Origin of the sequence: Catellatospora tritici, from assembly GCF_019083965.1 — a bacterium.
Classification (GTDB): domain Bacteria; phylum Actinomycetota; class Actinomycetes; order Mycobacteriales; family Micromonosporaceae; genus Catellatospora; species Catellatospora tritici.
The window spans coordinates 319,036-339,065 of the sequence record NZ_JAHRCY010000009.1; the positions used below are offsets into that span (position 1 = coordinate 319,036).

At 72.6% G+C, this 20,030-nt stretch carries 18 protein-coding genes; 10 read left to right on the plus strand and 8 right to left on the minus strand.

The window, feature by feature from the left end; genetic code table 11:
* Nucleotide 1: 1 nt before the first annotated feature.
* Nucleotides 2-1,522, minus strand: a complete 1,521-nt coding sequence (locus KUA19_RS22305; RefSeq protein WP_217398522.1) for a multicopper oxidase family protein — start codon at nt 1,520-1,522, stop codon at nt 2-4.
* Between the two features lie 108 nt (nt 1,523-1,630).
* Between KUA19_RS22305 and KUA19_RS22310 the strand changes: the two genes are divergently transcribed.
* The gene (locus KUA19_RS22310; protein WP_217398523.1) at nt 1,631-2,545 is read left to right on the plus strand and encodes a carbohydrate kinase family protein; all 915 of its coding nucleotides are present in this window, start codon (nt 1,631-1,633) and stop codon (nt 2,543-2,545) included.
* A gap of 9 nt (nt 2,546-2,554) precedes the next feature.
* Nucleotides 2,555-3,412: an oxidoreductase gene (locus KUA19_RS22315; protein WP_217398525.1), complete on the plus strand. Its 858-nt coding sequence runs from the start codon at nt 2,555-2,557 to the stop codon at nt 3,410-3,412.
* 37 nt (nt 3,413-3,449) lie between these two features.
* Here the strand turns inward: KUA19_RS22315 and KUA19_RS22320 are convergent, their stop codons facing one another.
* Nucleotides 3,450-3,839, minus strand: a complete 390-nt coding sequence (locus KUA19_RS22320; RefSeq protein ID WP_217398527.1) for a hypothetical protein — start codon at nt 3,837-3,839, stop codon at nt 3,450-3,452.
* 239 nt (nt 3,840-4,078) lie between these two features.
* On the opposite strand from KUA19_RS22320, the gene KUA19_RS22325 reads away from it, so the two are divergent.
* Entirely contained in the window at nt 4,079-6,049 is a 1,971-nt protein-coding gene (locus tag KUA19_RS22325) for an elongation factor G (protein ID WP_217398529.1), read from the plus strand.
* A 91-nt stretch (nt 6,050-6,140) separates the two neighbouring features.
* On the opposite strand, the gene KUA19_RS22330 is transcribed toward KUA19_RS22325, so the two are convergent.
* Nucleotides 6,141-8,774 (minus strand): ABC transporter permease, encoded by a 2,634-nt coding sequence (locus KUA19_RS22330; RefSeq protein ID WP_217398531.1) that lies wholly within the window; start codon nt 8,772-8,774, stop codon nt 6,141-6,143.
* Nucleotides 8,771-9,529, minus strand: a complete 759-nt coding sequence (locus tag KUA19_RS22335; RefSeq protein WP_217398533.1) for an ABC transporter ATP-binding protein — start codon at nt 9,527-9,529, stop codon at nt 8,771-8,773. The genes KUA19_RS22330 and KUA19_RS22335 overlap by 4 nt, the downstream gene beginning before the upstream one ends.
* Before the next feature lie 149 nt (nt 9,530-9,678).
* On the opposite strand from KUA19_RS22335, the gene KUA19_RS22340 reads away from it, so the two are divergent.
* From KUA19_RS22340 to KUA19_RS22355, 4 genes are all read left to right on the plus strand, one after another.
* A complete protein-coding gene (locus KUA19_RS22340; RefSeq protein ID WP_217398535.1) occupies nt 9,679-10,851 on the plus strand; it encodes a sensor histidine kinase in 1,173 nt (390 codons plus the stop codon).
* Nucleotides 10,848-11,492, plus strand: coding sequence for a response regulator (locus KUA19_RS22345; protein ID WP_217398537.1), 645 nt, complete (start codon nt 10,848-10,850; stop codon nt 11,490-11,492). The genes KUA19_RS22340 and KUA19_RS22345 overlap by 4 nt, the downstream gene beginning before the upstream one ends.
* Before the next feature lie 201 nt (nt 11,493-11,693).
* Nucleotides 11,694-11,903 (plus strand): DUF1737 domain-containing protein, encoded by a 210-nt coding sequence (locus tag KUA19_RS22350; protein ID WP_254549872.1) that lies wholly within the window; start codon nt 11,694-11,696, stop codon nt 11,901-11,903.
* Nucleotides 11,904-12,189: 286 nt separating this feature from the next.
* A complete protein-coding gene (locus KUA19_RS22355; protein ID WP_217398539.1) occupies nt 12,190-13,032 on the plus strand; it encodes a hypothetical protein in 843 nt (280 codons plus the stop codon).
* A 37-nt stretch (nt 13,033-13,069) separates the two neighbouring features.
* Here KUA19_RS22355 and KUA19_RS22360 read toward each other — a convergent pair whose 3' ends face one another.
* On the minus strand, nt 13,070-13,735 hold the full coding sequence (locus tag KUA19_RS22360) for a TetR/AcrR family transcriptional regulator (RefSeq protein ID WP_217398541.1): 666 nt from the start codon (nt 13,733-13,735) through the stop codon (nt 13,070-13,072).
* Between the two features lie 118 nt (nt 13,736-13,853).
* On the opposite strand from KUA19_RS22360, the gene KUA19_RS22365 reads away from it, so the two are divergent.
* Nucleotides 13,854-15,419: an MFS transporter gene (locus KUA19_RS22365; RefSeq protein WP_217398544.1), complete on the plus strand. Its 1,566-nt coding sequence runs from the start codon at nt 13,854-13,856 to the stop codon at nt 15,417-15,419.
* Nucleotides 15,420-15,553: 134 nt separating this feature from the next.
* Here KUA19_RS22365 and KUA19_RS22370 read toward each other — a convergent pair whose 3' ends face one another.
* Nucleotides 15,554-16,300, minus strand: coding sequence for a hypothetical protein (locus KUA19_RS22370; RefSeq protein WP_217398545.1), 747 nt, complete (start codon nt 16,298-16,300; stop codon nt 15,554-15,556).
* 231 nt (nt 16,301-16,531) lie between these two features.
* Between KUA19_RS22370 and KUA19_RS22375 the strand changes: the two genes are divergently transcribed.
* Nucleotides 16,532-17,194: a hypothetical protein gene (locus tag KUA19_RS22375; RefSeq protein ID WP_217398547.1), complete on the plus strand. Its 663-nt coding sequence runs from the start codon at nt 16,532-16,534 to the stop codon at nt 17,192-17,194.
* On the opposite strand, the gene KUA19_RS22380 is transcribed toward KUA19_RS22375, so the two are convergent.
* Entirely contained in the window at nt 17,187-17,510 is a 324-nt protein-coding gene (locus tag KUA19_RS22380; RefSeq protein WP_217398548.1) for a hypothetical protein, read from the minus strand. The two genes, KUA19_RS22375 and KUA19_RS22380, sit on opposite strands and share 8 nt — an antisense overlap.
* Nucleotides 17,511-18,048: 538 nt before the next feature.
* Here KUA19_RS22380 and KUA19_RS22385 point away from each other — a divergent pair.
* Nucleotides 18,049-19,449, plus strand: a complete 1,401-nt coding sequence (locus tag KUA19_RS22385; protein ID WP_217398549.1) for a serine/threonine-protein kinase — start codon at nt 18,049-18,051, stop codon at nt 19,447-19,449.
* Nucleotides 19,450-19,458: 9 nt separating this feature from the next.
* Here the strand turns inward: KUA19_RS22385 and KUA19_RS22390 are convergent, their stop codons facing one another.
* Nucleotides 19,459-19,962: a winged helix-turn-helix transcriptional regulator gene (locus KUA19_RS22390; RefSeq protein WP_217398550.1), complete on the minus strand. Its 504-nt coding sequence runs from the start codon at nt 19,960-19,962 to the stop codon at nt 19,459-19,461.
* Nucleotides 19,963-20,030: the final 68 nt, after the last annotated feature.

Sequence of the window (20,030 nt, forward strand, 5' to 3'; positions counted from 1 at the left end):
GCTAGTGCCCCGCCTGCGTGTTCATGTCGGCCCCCGGATCCGTGACGGCGTACTGGCCCATCATGCCGGAGTCCTCGTGATACAGCAGGTGGCAGTGGAACATGTACAGCCCCGGTCCGGGATGCCGGGGGAACGACATGATCAGCTCGACGGGTTCGTCCGGCGGCAGGTAGACCGTGTCCTTCCAGCCGCTCAGCTGCGGTGGCGGCGGCGCGCCGGACACGGTCAGCACCTGGAACTGCACCCCGTGCACGTGGAAGTTGTGCGGGATGCCGTCGTCGTTGACGACGCGCCAGATCTCGGTGCTGCCCGCGACCGGGGCGGCGTCGACACGGCCCATGTCCATCGGCTGCCCGTTGATCGCGTCGTTGTTCAGGCTGAACTCCCGCACGCGGACCGCCTGCGCCCGGGTCGCCCGCGGCAGCGGCGCGAGCGTACGCGGCGGCTCCGGGCTGGGCCGCAGGATCGCCGCGGCCCGCAGCTGCAGGATGTCGAGGGTGTCGTCGCCGCCGACGAACCGGTCGCCCAGGCGCCCCGTGCCCAGCGGGTGCGGGTAGCTGCGCAGCACCGTGGTCTGGCCGGGGTCGACGCCGACCACGAGCTCGGCCCGCTCCCCCGGCGACAGCATGATCCGCCGCAGGTCGGCTGGGGCGTCGAGCAGCCCGCCGTCGGTGCCGACGAGCGCGAACCGGCGCCCGTCGGTGAACCCGAAGTCGTAGGTGCGCGCGTTGGAGGCGTTGAGCAGCCGCAGCCGCACCCGCCGGGTGACCACCGGCAGGTACGGCCCGGTCACGCCGTTGACCACCACGGTGTCGCCGAGCAGTCCGATCCCGGCCAGCGGCGCGCTGGTGTCGTCGAGCCGCCCGTCGTCGGTGAAGCGTTTGTCCTGCACGATGACCGGGAGGTCGTCCACGCCGTACTCGTGCGGCAGTTGCGGGATGGTGGTGGCCGGGTCGTCGACGATGAGCAGCCCGGCCAGCCCGTGGTAGACCTGCCGCGCCGTGGCGCCGTGCGGGTGCGGGTGGTACCAGAGGGTCGCGGCGGGCTGGTCGACCCGCCACGACGCCGACCAGGACCGCCCCGGCGGGATGAGCTGGTGCGGACCCCCGTCGGCGGCGGCTGGCACGCGCATGCCGTGCCAGTGCACACTGGTCGCTTCGGGCAGGTCGTCGCGCACGTGCACGACGACCTGCTCGCCCCGGGTCATCCGCAGGGTCGGGCCGAGGTAGGTGCCGTCGTAGCCCTCGGTGCGCACCGGGCCGCTGCCGAAGTCGTGCTCGCCGGTCTGCGCGCGCAGGTCGAACACGCGCCGTCCACGGCTGTCGCGGTGCGACGGAGCCAGTGGCGGGACGGGCAGCCGCCGGGCGAAGTCGACCCGCTGCGCCGTCGAGATCATCGCCGGTGCCCACACCCAACGGTCGAGGGCCACCGCGGTCGCGGCGAGCAGGGTGAGGGTGATCGCGAGGTACGCGACTGCGCGCCGGGAGGACATGCCGGGTCTAACGGCGGCGACCTCAGCCACGGCGCGCCGCGTACGACGGCAGGGGCGGCGCGATCGCACTCGTTTGGGTAGTGTCGGGCCGCCCGCCGCTCCGGGTCGTCCTGTCTGCCACCCGGAAGGCGTCATGCCATGCCCGACTTCGACGTACTGGTCCTCGGCGGTGTCGGTATCGACACGATCGTTCAGGTGCCGACACTGTCCGTGCCGCCCGGCGACTTCCTGCCGGTGGCGCCCATCCGCGACTACGTCGCGCACTCGGGCAACGGCGTCGCGCTGGGCCTGCATGCCCTCGGTCTGCGCACCAAGCTGGCCGACTTCCTCGGCGCCGACCCGTTGGGCGAGCTGGTGCTGCGCCGATACGCCGAGCTCGGCCTGGACTTCGCCCACCTGCCCGCACCCAACGGCACCCCACGCGCGGTCAACCTGGTCGACGCCGAGGGGCGCCGCTTCTCGTTCTTCGACGGCCGCCACCCCGCCGACCTGGCCTTGCCGCCGGAGTTCTACCTGCCGCTGCTCGCCCGCGCCCGGCATGTCCACGTCGCCGCGTCGCACGCGATCGGCGCGTTCGCCGACGCACGGCGCCTGGGCGTGACGACCTCGGCCGACATCCACGCCTGGGACGGCGACAACCCGTGGGCACTGCCCTTCCTGGAAGCGGACCTGGTCTTCTTCAGCGGGCAGGCGGCACCGGAGCGCGTCGACGAGATCATGCACCGCGTGCTGGACCTGGGCAGCGCCCAGGTCGTCGTGGCGACCGAGGGCGCGGCCGGGTCGCGGGTGCTGACCCGGGTGCGGCCGCAGGTTCAGCGGTTCCCGGTCGCGACGCCCGAGCGGCCGGTGGTGGACAGCAACGGCGCGGGGGACGCGTTCAGCACGGCGTTCATGAGCCGCTGGCTGGCCGGTGCCCCGATCGAGGACTGCATGCTGGCCGGAGCGGTGTCCGGGGCGTACGCGTGCGGGGCGGCCGGGACGCACCAGGATCTGATCAGCGCGCAGCGACTGAACGCCGCGATCGACCGGGCCGCAGCCGCCGTCTCTGCCTAGAGTGGGATCATGACTGCTCCCGGGGGAAGTATCACGCTCGCCGACGACCTGGTGCTGAGCCGGATGGGCTATGGCGCGATGCAGCTCGCGGGCCCGGGGGTGTGGGGTCCACCGCGCGACCCGGCAGCGGCGGCGGCGGTGCTGCGCGAGGCGGTGGACCGGGGCATCACCCACATCGACACCAGCGACTACTACGGTCCGTACACGGTCAACGAGTTGATCCGCGAGGTGCTGCACCCGTACCCGCCGCAGTTGCGGATCGTGACCAAGGTCGGCGCCCGGCGCGGCCCGGACAAGTCGTGGCCGCCCGCCCTGTCCCGCGACGACCTGGTCGGCGCCGTGCACGACAACCTGCGTCACCTCGACGTGGCGGCCCTGGACGTGGTGAACCTGCGTGTCGGCGGGGCGGAACGGCCGACGCCTGGCTCGATCGCCGAACCGTTCGCCGTGCTGGCCGAGCTGCGCGAACAGGGCCTGATCCGGCACCTGGGGGTCAGCGGCGTAACGGCGGAGCAGCTGACCGAGGCGCAGTCGATCGCGCCGGTGGTGTGCGTGCAGAACCTCTACAACATCGCCCGTCGTGACGACGACCCGCTGGTGGACCGCTGCACGCGCGAGGGGGTCGCGTTCACGCCGTTCTTCCCGCTGGGCGGGTTCAGCCCGCTGCAGTCGCGGGAGCTCGACGAGATCGCCGCCGGGCTGGGCGCGACCGCGCACCAGGTGGCGCTGGCATGGCTGCTGCGGCGCTCGCCGTCCATGCTGCTGATCCCGGGCACGTCCTCGGTCGAGCATCTGCGCGAGAACATCGCCGCCGCCGACCTGGTCCTGCCCGCCGACGCGCTCGCCGCCCTCGACACCCTGGCCTGACCGGGCCCTCGGCGGCGACCGAGGGCCCGGTCGACGCTCAGACGATGACCCAGAGCTTCACGTACGCGGTGTTGTCGAACCGGCACTGGTACGTCGTGATGGTGCCGTTGCCGACCAGCGCCTGCCCGGCGTTGGCACACGCGGCGCCGAAGCCGTCGTTGTTGTAGTGCGCGCTGCGGTAGGTCCAGGTGCCGCTGACGACGAACAGGTCCCAGTACCCGTTGCCCTGGTTCAGCTTGCACTGGTAGTCGGCGACGGTGCCGGCGGCCAGCAACTCGGCGCCCTTGTCCAGGCAAGGGGTCTGGAAGAAGACGTCGTCGTCGTAGCCACCGCTGTGGAACGTCCAACCGGTCGCGGCCGCGGCCGGAGCCGCGCTCATCAGCAGCGTCGCGGCGACGGCGGCAAAGAGGAGAGCAATCTTTCGCATAGATCGAACACTATATTGAGGACCATCTCAATGGAAGCATGGCGGCTCGGCATGGCCAGTGCCGCGTCCCGGCCGTGACGGCCCCGGCCTCGAGAGCCGGACAAAACCGGTTGCCCCTCGTGGGCCCACGCTGATGTACTGCGGAAAGTCCTGTCCCTGAACCGAGGAGCGTCCGATGCGAGCTGCGTACATGTCCACCCGCTGTCTCGCCATCGCTCACACAGAGGACATGACGCTTCTTGCCATCACTCAACCTTGGCATCCTGGCGCACGTCGACGCCGGTAAAACGAGCCTGACCGAGCGGCTGCTGCACGCCGCCGGAGTCATCGACGAGGTCGGCAGCGTCGACGAGGGCAGCACGCAGACCGACACGCTCGCGCTGGAACGACAGCGTGGCATCACCATCAAGTCGGCCGTCGTGTCGTTCGTCGTCGACGGGGTCACCGTCAACCTGATCGACACCCCGGGCCATCCGGACTTCATCGCCGAGGTGGAGCGGGTGCTGGGCGTCCTGGACGGCGCCGTGCTGGTGGTGTCGGCCGTGGAGGGCGTGCAGGCGCAGACCCGCGTACTGATGCGGGTGCTGCGGCGGCTGCGCATCCCGACGCTGCTGTTCGTCAACAAGATCGACAGGGCCGGGGCACGGTACGGCAGCCTGCTCGACGACCTGCGCGCCCGGCTCACCCCGGCGGTCGCCACGATGGGGACCGTGTCCGGCCTCGGCGACCGGAACGCGACGTTCCAGCCGTATGCCCACGATGATCCGGCCTTCGCCGCGAGCCTGGCCGAACTGCTGGCCGAGCACGACGACGACCTGCTGCGGGCCTACCTGACCGACGAACGGATGCCGGGGGTACGGCTGCCCGCCGCGCTGGCCGAGCAGACCGGTCGCGCCCTGGTGCACCCGGTGTACTTCGGCTCGGCCATGACCGGCGCGGGCATCGACGAGCTGATCGCGGGCATCACCCGACTGCTGCCCGCGACCGACGCCGACGCGACGGCACCCGCCTGCGGCACGGTGTTCAAGGTGGAGCGCGGCACCGCCGGGGAGCTGCAGGCGTACCTGCGTCTCCACTCCGGCACGCTCCACCTGCGCGACCGGGTCGTCTTCGGTGACGGCCGGGCCGCGAAGGTCACCGGCATCAGCGTCTTCGACCAGGGCACCGCCGTACGCGCCCCGGCCGTCACCGCGGGCCGGATCGCCAAGGTCACCGGCCTGACCGGCGTACGCGTCGGCGACACGCTGGGCGAACCCACGGCGTACGCCGCCGACCGGCACCAGTTCGCCCCGCCCACGCTGGAGACGGTGGTGCTGCCCGCCCGGCCCGAGCAGCGCGGCGCCCTGCACGCGGCGCTGGCCCAGCTCGCCGAGCAGGATCCGCTGATCGCGCTGCGCCACGACGCGGCCGGCGGCGAGCTGGCCGTGTCGCTCTACGGCGAGGTCCAGAAGGAGGTCATCCAGGCGACCCTGGCCGACGAGCACGGCCTGGCCGTGTCGTTCCAGGAGACGACGACGGTGTACCTCGAACGGCTGCTCGGCAGCGGGGCGGCCGCCGAGCCGATGGGCGGGGCGAACCCGTTCCGGGCCGGGGTGGGGCTGCGGCTGGAACCGGCCGAGACCGGCTCGGGGGTGCGGTTCCGGCTCGGCATCGAGCTGGGTTCACTGCCACTGTCGTTCATCAAGGCGGTCGAGGAGACGGTCCGGCGCACGCTGCGGCAGGGGCTACGCGGGTGGCAGGTCACCGACTGCGTGGTCACGCTGACGGAGTCGGCCTACACCCCGCCGCCGCCGTACGGGTGGAGCAAGTGGTCGACCTCGGCCGGTGACTTCCGCGACCTCACCCCGCTGGTCCTGATGGCGGCGCTGCGGCAGGCGGGCACGAACGTGCACGAGCCGATCCACCGGGTGCACGTCGAGGTCCCGGCCGACGCGCTCGCCTCGGTGGTCCCGGTGCTGGCCCAGCTGGGCGGGGTCGCGCAGGCGACCACGGTGAGCGGGGCGGTCTGCGAGCTGGAGGCCGAACTGCCCGCGGTGCGGGTGCACGAACTCCAGCGGGCGCTGCCCTCACTCACCCGCGGCGAGGGCGTGCTGGTGAGCGTGTTCGACCACCACCGCCAGGTGCGCGGACCGGCACCGACGCGCGCCCGCACCGACCACAACCCCCTGGACCGCAAGCAGTACCTTCTGCACACCACCCGCCACCTCTAGGTAAGGAAGGGCACCTTCGTCGGCTCGCGTCAGCGAGACGAGCGGAAACGCAGCTCGCAATCCGAGTGGAAGGTGCCCTTCTCAACCCCGGTCAGTCGTCGGTGCCCAGTGCGGTGACCGGGCTGACCCGCGACGCCCGCCGGGCGGGCAGCACCCCGGCCACGGCGGTGAGCAGCACCAGCGCCGCGAACAGCCCGGCCAACGCGGGCACGGGCAGTGCCAGCGGCGCGTCGAGGCCCAGCGCCCGCACCGCCAGCCAGGCGTACGGCACCCCGAGCAGCAGCCCGAGGGTCGCCCCGAGTACGCCGTACAGGCCCGACTCGGTGGTCAGCATGGTCCGCAGCCCGGCCCGGGACAGACCGACCGCCCGCAGCAGCCCGGATTCGCGGATCCGTTCCACCACCGACAGCGCGGTCGTCGCGCCGACGCCCACCACGGCGATCAGGACGGTCAGCCCGACCAGGCCCAGCGCGATCCACAGCACCGCGTCCAGCACGGCCTGGTGGTCGTCGCGCTCGTCGGCCAGCACGCTGACCCCGAACCTGCCGTTGTCGACGGCGATGCGCCGCAGCGCCTGCTGTCCGGCGGTACGGCCGTCCTCGCCGGATCCGGCCGCGTCGGTCAGGATGCCGGTGAAGCCGTCCGCCGCGCCGAGCCGGTCCAGGTCGACCCGGTCGACGATCAGGGCCGAGTGCAGCGGGGCCGCCCCGGGCAGCACCGCGGCCACCCGGACCTGGACGGTCCGGCCCTCCCGGGACAGGGTGAGCTGGTCGCCCGCGTGCCGACCGAGCAGATCGGCGAGGTATCCGGCCAGTACCACCCGGCCGGGTCCCGCCTCGGCCAGCGACCCGGCCTCGACGTCGAGCCCACCGAGCATCGGGAGCGCGGTCAGGTCGAGGTCGTTGGCGTCGAAGACGTTCTGCGGGTCGGCGTCGATGTGCAGCTCGTCCAGGCGCCGGTAGCCGGCGGTGTGCGCCAGCTCGGGCCGGGCGCGGACCTGCTCCAGCACCGTCGCCGGGATCGGCGGCCCGTCCGTGGTGATCTCGAAATCGGCCGGGGTGGACAGGGCCATCTCGCGGTCGGCCAGGATCTGCACCGACGCGGCGCCGACCAGGACCCCGGCGATCAGGGTCACCCCGAGGGCGACGACGACCGAGATCGCGGCGGCGCGGCGCGGCGCCCCGCCGATGCCGCCGACCGCCAACCGCCCGACCGGGCCGAGCCGTCGCAGCGGCCACCCGACCACCCACAGCACCGGGCGGACCAGCAGCGGGCCCAGCAGCATCAGCGCGAGGAACGCCAGCGTGCCGGAGGCGACGACGCCGAGCAGCACCGGCAGCGGCGCGTAGTTCTCCGGGTTCCGGCCGGGCAGGCGATCGACCACGAGCAGCGCCGACAGCACGGCTCCGGCGGCGAACAGGGCACCGAACAGCAGGCGTACCACGCCGACGTCACGTCGGGATCCGGCGGTCTGCGCCGTACGCAGCGCGGCCAGCGGGGCGACCCGGGCGGCCGAGCGCGCGGGCGCCAGCACCGCGCCGACGGTCAGCAGGACGGCGCCGCCGACCACGGCCAGCGCGGCCACCGGCGGCGTGCCGGGTCCGGGCAGACGTGTCCCGAACAGTCCCAGCAGCGGCGGGGCGCCGTAGCCGACCGCGAACGCGGCCAGGACGCCGGTCGCGCTGGCGACGAGCCCGGTGACCGCACCCTCGACGGCCAGCGCGCGGGCGATACCACCCCGGTCGGCGCCGATCGCCCGCAGCAGGGCCAGCTGCCGGGTGCGCTGGGCGAACACGATCCGGAAGGTGGACGCGACGACCAGCGCGGCGGCGATCACGGCGACGGCCACGAACACGGCGACGACCGTGAAGATCGTCGTGACCTCCGCCAACGCGGCGACCGCCTCCTCGGCCCGCACCTCGGCCCCGGTGCGGATGCCCGGGACCGGCGCCTGCTCTCCGTCAGGAGTGGCCCCACCTTCAGGAGTGGCCCCACCTTCAGGAGTGGCCCCACCTTCAGGAGTGGCCTCTCCTGCGGGGATGGCCGGACGAGGTTCGGTGTCGAGGACCTGCTGGAGCCGCTGCCGCACCTCGGGGGCCGCCGCGCCGTCGGCCAGGCGCACCTCGATCCTGCCCGTCAGACCGCCGGGTGACAGGGCGATCACGGTGTCCTCCACCGCGTACGCCTGGGCGCCGAAGTCGTGCGGCGTCTCGACGACGCCGGTGACGGTGAGGTCGACCGGCGGCACGTCCGGCCCGGTCCGGGCGTGCAGCACCGCGCCCACGGTCAGACCCATCCGGTCGGCGGTACGCGGCGTGATCGCGATCTCGTCGCGGGCTTGCGGATACCGGCCCGAGACAGCGTGGACCAGCGCCAGCGGGCCGGTGCCCGGATCGGCGGTCACCTGCAGGTAGTTGGCCGAGACCCCCGAACCGAGCTGCACCCCGGTGTTGAACCTGCCCACCGCCTCGGCCACGCCGGGCAGGGCTCGAATACGACCGAGGACATGTTCGGGCGCCGGGGCCGACTCGTCCCCCACCACGAACGCCACCTGCTCCGGCGTGCCGCTCAGGTTCTCGAGCAGGGACCGCTCGGTGACCTGCTGGGCCAGCATCGCGGCACAGACCACGAACGACGCGACCAACACGGCCAGGCCCGTGAGCAGCAGCCGGGCCGGTCGCCGGGCCACCCCGGCCAACTGCGTACGCAGCACCGCCCGGCTCATCGCGGCACCGCCTGCTGCGCCAGCGCGTCGACGATCGCGGCACGGTCGGGCCGGTCCAGGTCACCGGCGATCCGGCCGTCGGCCAGCAGCACGACGCGGTCGGCGTACGCGGCGGCGTTGGGGTCGTGGGTCACCATGACGACGGTCTGGCCGAGATCGCGGACCGCGTCGCGCAGCAGCGCCAGCACCTGTGCGCCGGAGGCCGAGTCGAGGTTGCCGGTCGGCTCATCGGCGAAGACCACCTCCGGCCGCGACACCAGCGCCCGCGCCAGCGCGACCCGCTGCTGCTGGCCGCCGGACAGCTCACTGGGCCGGTGGTCGAGTCGGTCGCCCAGGCCGAGCGCGGTGACCAGGTAGTCGAACAGCTCCGGTTCCGGTCGCCGCCCGGCGAGGTCGAGCGGCAGGGTGATGTTCCGCATCGCGGTCAGCTGCGGCAGCAGGTTGAACGACTGGAAGACGAAGCCGATCCGCTCCCGCCTGGCCTTGGTCAACACCCGGTCGTCGAGCCTGGTCAGATCCGTCCCGCCGAGCAGCGCCTGCCCGGAGGTCGCGGTGTCCAGGCCGGCCAGGCAGTGCATCAGGGTCGACTTGCCGGACCCGGACGGGCCCATGATCGCCGTGAACTCGGCCCGGGTGAAGCCGACCGTCACCCCGTCCAGGGCGCGCACCGCGGCGTCGCCGCTGCCGTACACCTTGACCAGGTCCACCGCGGCCACCGCGTAGACCCGGGTGGTGACGGTTTGCTGCGTACTCACATGTCCTCCAGGGAATGGTCCCGTTGTCGCAGCAGAGCCTTCCGTGCCGGCGGTGCTCGGCGCATCGGCCGACGGCCAGGTTCGCCGCCGGGCCGCTATGACTTTCGGCCGATCCGGCACCGCCGTACCAGTGGCTACCCTGGGTGACGATGACGACCTCCCCCCTACGCCCCTGGCTGCTGTTGCTGGGCCGGTTCGCCGCCTTCGTCGGCCTGGCCGTGCTCGGCATCATCGACCTGCGCTACGGCATGCTGTACGAGAACCCCCTGCACACCCTGGTGCGAGTGGCACCGGCCATGGCCATCGCCGCGATCTGGCTGTTCCCGCACCGACCCGGATCGGTGCTGCTGCCCTGGTTCGCGCTGGTGGGCGCCGCTGGGTCACTTGGTGTCACCGGACTGCTCTGGCTGCTCGGCGTCTCCGCCAGTGCGAACGGCAGCTGGGGGCTGGCCGAGACGGCCGGACTGCTCGGGCTGCTCTACGTCACGGCTCGCTGGGCACCGGCCTGGACCGCGCCCTGGGCCGTGCTTGGCGTCGGCGCCGCCGTGACCCTGCTGCCGTTCCGCAGCGGCACCGACAACCTGATGGTCGTCTTCGGGTTGCTGCTCGGCATGGCGGCGGCGGCCGTGGTGACCGCGGGGGTGTACATGCGGATGCTGGACAGCGGGCGACGGCGGGCCCTGGACGAGGTCCGGGCCGCGCAGCGGGCCGAGTTCGCCCGCGACCTGCACGACTTCATCGCCCACCACGTGACCGGCATCATCGTGCAGGCGCAGGGCGCCCGGTACGTCGCCGAGCAGGATCCGAGTCGGGCACTGGTCGCGCTGGAGCAGATCGAGGCGGCCGGGGCCGAGACGATGGCGTCGATGCGCCGGATGGTGAGCGTGCTGCGCGAACCGGAGGCGCCGCTGGCGCCGGTGGCCGGGGCGGCCGACCTGCCGCCGCTGCTGGAGCGGTTCAACCAGTCCAGTCTGGCGGTGGCGCGGCTGCACGTGGACGGGCCGCTGGAGGGGCTGCCGGTGGAGGTGTCCACCAGCGCCTACCGGGTGGTCATGGAGGCGCTGACCAACGTACGGCGGCACGCGGTGCACGCACGGGTGGTGGACGTGTCGGTGCGCCGCGCGTCCGGCTGGCTGTTCGTCCGGGTGGCCGACGACGGCGCCCCGCCCCGCCCGGCCGGTGCTCGCGAACGCGGGTACGGGCTGGTCGGCCTGGCCGAGCGGGTCCGGGCGGTCGGCGGCCGGATCACCGCCGGTCCGGGTATCGAGCGGGGCTGGCTCGTCGACGTGGCGATGCCGCTGACCTGGCGGGAGGCGCCGTGATCCGGGTGATGATCGCCGACGATCAGGCGATGGTCCGGACCGGCTTCGGCATGATCATCGGTGCCCAGCCGGACATGGAGGTGGTCGGCGAGGCCGCCGACGGCGTCGAGGCGGTCGAGCTGGCCCGCCGGGTCCGGCCCGACGTGGCGCTGTTGGACATCCGGATGCCGCGCCTGGACGGTCTGGAGGCGCTGCGGCAGCTCGCCGGCCCCGGGGTCGCCGACCCACCGAAAGTGGTCGTGGTGACCACCTTCGACCTCGACGAGTACGTGCACGCCGCGCTGCGCAACGGCGCCTGCGGCTTCCTGCTCAAGGACTCCGGACCGGCGCTGCTGGTCGAGGCGGTCCGCGCGGCCGCGTCGGGCGACTCGCTGATCAGCCCGTCGATCACGGTACGGCTGCTGGAGCACCTGACTCCGCTGCTGCCGCGTCGAACCGGCGACGACCAAGGCCTGTCCCCGCGTGAACTGGACGTGGTGAAACTGACCGCGCGCGGCCTGACCAACGCCGAGATCGCCGCCCAACTGTTCATCTCGCTCGGCACGGTCAAGACGCACCTGGGCAGCGTGCAGGCCAAACTCGGCGCCCGCAACCGCGTCGAGATCGCCGCCTGGGCCTGGGAACACCGCCTCCTCCCCTGACGGAGTCGAGATCGGGGTCGGGGTCGGGGTCGGGTCGGGTCGGGTCGGGGTCGGGTCAGGTCGGGGTCGAGTTGCCGGGCAATCGGGGGTATGGGCGGTCAAGATACGCCCGACTGCCCGGCAACTCGGATGATCTTGCCGACCACCTTCCGGGCGGCCCGACTGCCTGATCGGAGCTGCGATCCGTGCCATGCTGGCGGCATGAGCAATGGCCTGACCAACCAGCCTCCGCAGGGGCTGCCCCGGTACCGGCTGCTGACCGGCCCGGACGACGACAAGTTCTGCCGCCGGGTCAGCGAGGCGCTCGACCTCGGCTACCGGCTGCACGGCAGCGCGGCGGTCACCTTCGACGGCGAACAGATCATCGCTGCCCAGGCCGTGGTCTGGCCCGGCGGCCCCGCCGACCACTGACCCGCCCGCCCCACTCCCGGCGTGGGTGGGGGTTCCGCGTGCAGTTTCGGGGAAACTGCACGAATCTTGGCCGCCTTTCGTGCAGTTTCCCCGAAACTGCGGGCTCCCCGTTCCCCGAAACTGCGGGCTCCCCGTTCCCCGAAACTGCGGGCTCCCGTTCCCGGAAGTGCGGCTCCTCGCCTTGGTGGTGGTTGCTAACGTGTCGACCCTGCTGCGTCACGACGGCGCGGAACGGGTCCGCCGCGCCTGAAGCGGCAGATCCACAGGTACGCCACGGGGAGGCCCATTGAGCGAGCTCGTTCCTGACTACACCGTCCCGGCGGATCCGGACGCGCGGCCACGTACCGTGACCGCCGCCGCCTGGCTGCTGGCGGGGGTCGGTGGCGCCTATCTGATCGACGCGGGCATGCTCGTCGCGGGCGCTGGGAGCTATCCGGACCGCGTCGCGCAGGCCCTGCGCGAGTCCGGCGTGGACCAGAAGGTCGGCGAGTTGCTGCACAGCTTCGCGCTGGGAGTGGCGATCATGGCCATCGTCCTGACGGTCGTCGCGGCCGTGGTGATGCTGGTGCTGTCCGTGCTGGTCCGCGGCCGTAGCCGGACCGGCCGGGTGTTCGCCTGGATCGCGGGCGGACTGGCGCTGATGTGCGGGCTGTGCGCGGCCGCCGCGTCGGGCACGCCCGCGTTCAGCGGTATCGGCTACGTCAACGCGTGGAGCAACACGGGCTCGGGCATGCGGCAGTTCTCGCAGCGCCTGCCCGACGGCTACCCGCCGTACTACCGGATCGCCGCGACCGTGCTGGGCATCCTGAGTCTGATGGCACTGATCGCGGTCATCATCCTGCTGGCGCGGCGCGAGTCCAACGCGTGGTTCCGCAGGCCTGTCGTGGTCGGCGTACACCCCGGCCGACCGCTGCCCGCTCCAGCCGCGCCCACGGCCGCGCCGGTCGCCGCCGCACCGTCGCCGGAGCAGGCAGCAGCCGCGCAGGCGGCACCGCGCCAGCGCACCATCGAGGAGATCGAGGACGCTCTGGCCGCACTCGACAGCGCGCGGCGGCGCGGCGACCTGGCCGAGAGCGACTACATGGCGCAGGTGGCCGGGCTGCGTGCGGAACTGCGCGAGCTCGACTGAGGTACCAACCTGACCGGCGGCGGATCCGAGCCGCCGGTCAGTCGTCCGAGGTGGGGCGGCCCGGAGCCGGGTCGTCGCCACCGACCGATCCCGGGTGGCGCGGCGGCCCGGCGTGCAGCACACCGTGGACCAGGTCGCGCAGCGGTTCGACGAGGTCGTGCTCGGTGGCGGAGGTCAGCGGCTGCAGGCCGGAGACGCGCAGCAGGGTGACCCCGATGGCGGCGGACAGCACGAGCTGGGCTCGGAGCATGAGCTGGCCGTCGTCGGGGGTGTCGGGCTGCCAGCCCGCGGTCGCGGCCAGCCGTTCGGCGAAGCGGCGCAGCACGCCGAGCCGCATCTGCTCGGTGCGCTCGTCACCGGAGGAGCGCAGTAGCAGAAGCAGCACCTGGTTGGGCCCACCATCGGGCGTGGTGCCCGCCGCCTGCTGCGCGATGGCGGCGGGTATGTCGCTGCGCGGCACGTCACCCGCGGCGCGGGCCAGTTCCTCCACGGCGTAGGCGAGGCAGGCCTCGAACAAGCCTTCCTTGGAGTCGAAGTAGCGGTTGATCAGGGCGACGTTGACGCCCGCCTCGTCGGCGATGTCGCGCACGGTGGTGGCCGCGTACCCGTCACGGGCGAAACGCCGGCGCGCCACCTCCAGCAGCAGCTGACGGGTCTTGCCCGCGTCGCGGCGCCGCTGTCCCTGGTCGGTGCCCACTGTCATTCCGCCCTCCTTCACGACCAGCGTAGCCGGTGCCCCATGTGATGTAAACGACTGTTGACTTAGCTTCCGGGACCGGGATACCGTCCAAGTAATCAATTGTTTACTTCGGCGGGAACCAATGGAACACGTAGTCAAGACGGTGGGCGCGCCTACCTCCGGGCCCATCCCCGCGGACACCGCGGCGGCCGCACCGCCCGCTGCCCGCAGCGGACGCCACGCCAACAGCACCCTCGTGGTGCTCTTCCTCTCGCTGGGCGGCCTCGCCTTCGCGGTGCTGCAGTCGCTGGTCGCCCCGGCCCTGCCGATCATCGCCCAGGACCTGCACAGCTCCACCGGCGACATCAGCTGGGTGCTGACGGCGTACCTGCTGTCGGCGTCGGTGCTGACGCCGATCCTCGGCCGCCTCGGCGACATGGTGGGCAAGCGCAAGATGATGCTGGTCGTGCTGGTGCTGCTGGCGGCGGGCACGCTGCTGGCCGCGCTGTCCACGACGCTGCCGGTGCTGGTCGCGGCGCGGGCACTGCAGGGCGCGGCGGGCGCGATCATGCCGCTGTCCATCGGCATCGTCCGCGACGAACTGCCGCGCGAAAAGGTCAGCGTCACCGTCGGCCTGCTCTCGGCCATCTTCGGTATCGGCGCGGGCCTGGGCATCGTGCTGGCCGGTCCGATCGTGGAGCACCTGTCCTGGGAGTGGCTGTTCTGGTTCCCGCTGATGCTGATCGGCGTGGCGCTGCTGGGCGTGCTGTTCGGCGTGCCGGAGTCGCCGGTGCGTACGCCGGGGCGCCTGGACGTGCTCGGCGCGGCGATCCTGTCGGTGTCGCTGGTGTCGCTGCTGCTGGCCATCAGCAAGGGCCGCGAGTGGGGCTGGGACGAGACCAAGACCATCAGCCTGCTGGCCGTCGGCGTGGTCGCGTTGATCGCGTTCGTCCTGGTTGAGCTACGGGTACGCGAACCGCTCATCAACATGCGGCTGCTCGCCATCCGGGGCGTGTGGGCGACGAACCTGGTCGGCCTGGCGTTCGGGTTCGCCATGTTCGGCACGTTCCTGCTCATCCCGATGCTGCTGGAGCTGCCCGCCGCCACCGGATACGGCTTCGGCAAGACCGTCTCGCAGGCGGGCCTGTTCCTGATGCCGACCACCATGATGATGCTGGTGTTCGGTCCCCTGTCCGGCCTGCTGGACCGCCGCTACGGCCCCAAGCTGCCGCTGTTCCTCGGCGCCGCCCTGGTGACCGCCGCGTACGCGCTGCCTGCCGCCGTCCACGACTCGCTCTGGCAACTGGTCGCCTCCGGCCTGCTTACCGGCGCGGGCATGGGCCTGGCCTTCGCGGCCATGTCCAACGCCATCATCGAGTCGGTCCCGGCCACTCACACCGGTGAGGCGACCAGCGTCAACAGCATCGTGCGCACCATCGGCGGCAGCGTCGGCACCGCCGTGGTCGCGGCGGTCATCGCGGGCAACACCACGCCGCAGGGCCTGCCCACCGACCAGGCGTTCACGTCCGGGTTCTGGGTCTGCGCGGGCGTCGCCGTGCTGGCCGTGGTCGCGTCGCTGATCCTGCCCTCGGCCCGCCGCCGCCGGGCCGAGTCCGTCGCGGCGGGCGTGGCGGACCTGCCCGCCGAGCCGATCGAACTGCACGCTCACCTGGGTCACCGCGACACCGCCCGCACCACGGTCAGCTGACGCCTGACGCACGCCCACTCGGGCCGTGGCCGCCATTCTCGGCGGGCACGGCCCGAGTCGGTTTTCACGTCAATCGAAGAGGACAGCCGAGGCCGTCAATCGAAGAGGACAGCCGAGGCCGTCGGTCGACGAGGTCAGCCGAGGCCGAGGCGTTGCAGGGCGAGCATCACGAAGCCGCGCGGGGCACGGTCCCACCCGACGATCGCCTCGAGATCGTCCCGGCTGGACGCGTCGACCAGGATCGACAACGCCTCTCCGGACATCGACTCGCCCTCCCGGTATGCCGAGGCGACAGCTGCCGTGACGGCTACCACCTCGGTGCCCGAACCGACCAGCGCACGCAGTCGCCGGTCGACCTGAGCCTCGGTGGAGGGCGAATGCGCGAGCGCCAGGTTCGCGCTCGCCCGCGGCTGCGCCCGGCGCTCAGGCACGGAGATCAGCGCGGACACGGTGACGGCGGTGGGTTCGAACCAGGCGGTCAGGGCTGCGGCGTTGGCCGCCACCTGATCGTCCGGGTCCGACACCCAGCCGACGATCGCGGGTACAAAGGCTGCGGCGCTGAAATAGCTGTCGGCCGCCCAGCGCACCGCCGCGGCGTCCAGCACACCCGCTTCGTCGTCGCCGAGCTCTTCCCCGGCGTAGAACCGCCGAACGAGTTCGTCGTCGCGCACGCCGTCGAAGGCGTTGCCCGCCGCGAACGCGCGCTCGGGATCGAAAGGCAACCCGTCATCACGCCGGTCGCCGACGGCGATCCTCCGCAGCAGGTGAAGCACATCGGCGCGGTCCGGCGTCTCGGCGTCGTCGATCAGCGCGACCAGGAAGGGTACGACCGCCCGGCTGGCCTGCCATCTGGTGCCCTGGTGGTAGACGTTGCCGAACAACCGCGACAGTGCTTCGCCGCGCCGGGCCCGGTCGGGGCTGCGCAGTGCGAGAAGCTGATCGGGCACGTCCGTCGCGGGGCCGTAGGCATGGTGCAGCCGATGCCACTCCACCGCTTCGATCCCGGCCAGCCGACCATCACCCATCGCCAGGAGTCTACGTATCGTCTCCGGGCTCAGTCATGCCCCGGTCCGTCGCCGACGGCGCGCCCGGGGCGGCCTTACGCTGACCTCGTGCGACAGGACGCGCTGGCCCGGCGGCTGCGGCACGTCCGCTGGATCGGCGGCGGCAGCGGCGGCGGGAAGTCGACCATCTCCCGCCGACTGGCCGACCGGTACAGCCTGCGCCGCTACCCGAGCGACGACGCGATGCCCGACCACGCCCGCCGCCTGTCGCCTCAGGCGGCCCCCTACCTGCACCGGTTCATCGCGATGGACATGGACGAGCGCTGGGTGCACCGCACGCCCGAGGAGATGCTGGAGACCTTCCACTGGTATCAGGGCGAGGGCTTCGACGAGATCGTCGCGGACCTGCTCCGGCTGCCCGACGACCCGATCGTGGTCGTCGAAGGGTTTCGGCTGCTGCCCGATCTCGTCGCACCGTTGCTGACCGACCCCGACCACGCCGTATGGCTGCTGCCGACACCCGGGTTCCGCGCCGCCGTGTTCGAGGCCCGGGGCGGCCAGTCGTGGGGATTCCTCGCCAGGACCGGCGACCCGGGGCGGGCGCTGGCGAACCTGCTCGACCGCGACCGGATGTTCACCGCGCGGCTGACCGAGCAGGTCCGCCGTCTGGGCCTGACCGGGCTGGAGCTGGACGGTCGGACCGCCGAGGCGGATACGGTCCGGCTGGTCGCGACCGCGTTCGGGCTCGATCCGCGCCGTGGCGTCAGCTGACGGTGCTGGCCACCGGCAGCACCTTGATCCTGCCGTGGGCGCCGTGGAAGTGCGGTGCCCGGTAGGACAGCCCCGTCCGCGCGCCGAGCTCGATCACCACCGTCTCCTCGGCGACGCCGAAGTCGGTGCCGGAGTTCGGCACGACCCACACCCGCACTCGGTGCGGGCCCGCGCCGACGGCGACCGTGTGCGTGCCCCAGGTGCGGACCACCTGCTCGACGCCGTCGACCTGCAGGCGCGGCGAGCTGGTCCGGTAGAGCCGGGTGAACGCCGGGTACGCGAAAGTCACCTGCAACGTCCCCTGACCGATCGACACCGTCCACCTCCTCCGCCCATCATCGCCGCTCACCAGGCACGACACGTCCGCTTCGCCGCAAACCACCCGCACCGGCCACCATCGCGCGGGCCACGACGCGCCCAGCCGCCAAGATCGCGAACTCCGCCGCCCCCCGCACAGGGTCGCGGCAGCGCAGCTTCTGACCTCCGACGGCGATCAAGCCTCGTGCCCAAGCGAAAGATCGCGGTCGGCGGTCACCACCTCGGCTGTACGCGCACATTTCGACCGCGGACGACGATCATCGCGCACCACAGCCCCGAAGATCGCTGCTCCGGGTCACAACACCACACGGCTCACCGGCAGAAATCGACTTTCTGCCCGGAATCTGCAATCACCCGCGAGCGCCGCCATCGAAGATCGCGATTTGCGGTCATTTCACCGCGCGGACAGCCGACCCGAGGCCGCGTCTCAGCCCTGATGGCGATCAGCCGCCGAGACACCGCCGCCCAGTGATCGCTCACTGTCCTATGTGCTGCTGGTTTGACGGGCGCGCAATCCATGGCGAATGCTTGCGCGCATGCTTGACCCGGGGGTGACGCTCGGCGGCCGTTATGAGCTGACGACTCGGATCGCGCGCGGGGGCATGGGCGAGGTCTGGAGCGCCGACGACACCGTCCTGGGGCGCCGGGTGGCGGTGAAGGTGCTGCTGCCGAACCTCGCCGCCGATCCCGGCTTCTCCGCCCGGTTCCGGGCCGAGGCGCGGGCGATGGCGGCGCTGAGCCACCCGGGCATCGTCGAGATCTACGACTACGGCCAGACCGACGGCATCGCGTACCTGGTGATGCAGTTCGTCGAGGGCGATTCGCTGTCGTCGCTGGTCCGCCAGGACGGCCCGCTGGAGCCCGGCCGCGCGATGCGGCTGATCGGACAGGCGGCGCGGGCCATCCACGCCGCGCATTCGCAGGGCATCGTGCACCGCGACGTCAAGCCCGCCAACCTGCTGTTGCGGGCCGATGGTCGGGTGGCGCTCACCGACTTCGGCATCGCCCGCATCGTCGCCGGAGATCGGCTCACCGCCACCGGCGAGATCCAGGGCACCGCGTCCTACCTCGCGCCCGAGCAGGTGACCGGTGACGACATCGGACCCGCCACCGATGTGTACGCGCTGGGCGTGGTCGCCTACGAGCTGCTGACCGGCCGCCGGCCCTTCACCGGCGACACCCCGCTGTCGGTCGCGCTCCAGCACGTGCACGAGCCGCCCCCGCCGCTGCCGCCGGACCTGCCGGAACCGGCCCGAACCCTGGTGGAGCGGTCGCTGGCCAAGGAGCCGACCGACCGCTGGCCGACCGCCGCTGCCTTCGCCGAGGCGGCCGAGGCCGCCGCGACCGCCGCCGCGACTCCGCGAGCGGCCGCCGCGACTCCGCGAGCGGCCGCCGCGACTCCGCGAGCGGCCGCCGCATCCTCGCGGCGACGGCGGAACATGCTGGCAGGCGCCGGGGCGATCGCGGTGCTCGCCGTCGCGGCCGCGACGGTCCTCATCCTCTCCTCCGGCAACGGTGCGGATCCGGCCCAGGGCCAGGCACCGGGCGCGTCGGCATCGGCGGCCGCCACCGGTGCCGCCTCGACCGCGCTCGCGCAGGCGACCGCCTCCTGGCGCGGTCCGGCACGCCGGACGCCGTCGGCCACGCCCAGCCGCAAGGCGCCCGCGCCGGGCAACCCGACCGGTACCAGCCCGTCGGCACCATCGCCGAGCCCCAACTCCACCGCGCGCACGGTCCCCGGCATGTACAGCTGGACCGAGAGCGAGGTCCGCTCGGAGCTGACCCGGCTGGGCCTGGATCCGCGCATCACGTACGAGATGACGCTGGACCAGTGCTACGCGATCCGGCAGTCACCGGCCGGGGGCACCGTGGTGCGGGTCGGCGACCCGGTCGACGTGGTGGTCGCGAAGGCGCTCGGGACCTGCAAGCAGGCCTGACCGGCCCGCTCAGGACGCCGCCCGCTCGGCGGCGAGCTCGGCCTCGTACGCGGCGCGCAGCCGGGCGACGACCGGTTCGGCGCCCGGCGGGCGGGCGCTGCCCAGGTGCTGTTCGCGCAGCTCGTCCATGAACTCGTCCCACAGCTCGCGCCCGCCGCACGCCAGCAGCCGCGCCCGCACGGCCAGTGGTCGCGAGGCAGGCAGGTGCCGCAGTCCCCAGGCGCCCAGCTCGGCGATGATCGGCACGAGCTGGATCGCGGGCTCGGTGAGGCTGTAGACGACCTTCTGCTTGTGGCCGGGGTCGGGGCCGCGGGTGACGAGGCCGAGGTCGGTCAGGCGCTGCAGCCGCGCGGCGAGGATGTTGGAGGCGATCCCCTCCTGGTTGTGGTGCAGCAGGTCGCGGAAGTGGCGACGGTTGCCGAACATCATGTCCCGGATGATCACCAGCGACCATCTGTCGCCGAGCACCTCGACGGCGAGGTTGATCGGGCACCCGGAGCGGGGCTCCTCCATCCGGGACCCTCCTCGCTGGCGTGTCGGCGGACCGAACCGCTTGCAGTTTACAAGCGGTGTCGGATACC

Excerpts from the sequence above, each read along its gene's own strand:
- KUA19_RS22360 (WP_217398541.1), bottom strand. The coding sequence starts at position 13,735 with ATGACAGTGGGCACCGACCAGGGACAGCGGCGCCGCGACGCGGGCAAG.
- KUA19_RS22390 (WP_217398550.1), bottom strand. The coding sequence starts at position 19,962 with ATGGAGGAGCCCCGCTCCGGGTGCCCGATCAACCTCGCCGTCGAGGTG.
- KUA19_RS22320 (WP_217398527.1), bottom strand. The coding sequence starts at position 3,839 with ATGCGAAAGATTGCTCTCCTCTTTGCCGCCGTCGCCGCGACGCTGCTG.
- KUA19_RS22330 (WP_217398531.1), bottom strand. The coding sequence starts at position 8,774 with ATGAGCCGGGCGGTGCTGCGTACGCAGTTGGCCGGGGTGGCCCGGCGA.
- KUA19_RS22385 (WP_217398549.1), top strand. The coding sequence starts at position 18,049 with ATGCTTGACCCGGGGGTGACGCTCGGCGGCCGTTATGAGCTGACGACT.
- KUA19_RS22310 (WP_217398523.1), top strand. The coding sequence starts at position 1,631 with ATGCCCGACTTCGACGTACTGGTCCTCGGCGGTGTCGGTATCGACACG.
- KUA19_RS22350 (WP_254549872.1), top strand. The coding sequence starts at position 11,694 with ATGAGCAATGGCCTGACCAACCAGCCTCCGCAGGGGCTGCCCCGGTAC.
- KUA19_RS22315 (WP_217398525.1), top strand. The coding sequence starts at position 2,555 with ATGACTGCTCCCGGGGGAAGTATCACGCTCGCCGACGACCTGGTGCTG.
- KUA19_RS22365 (WP_217398544.1), top strand. The coding sequence starts at position 13,854 with ATGGAACACGTAGTCAAGACGGTGGGCGCGCCTACCTCCGGGCCCATC.
- KUA19_RS22340 (WP_217398535.1), top strand. The coding sequence starts at position 9,679 with ATGACGACCTCCCCCCTACGCCCCTGGCTGCTGTTGCTGGGCCGGTTC.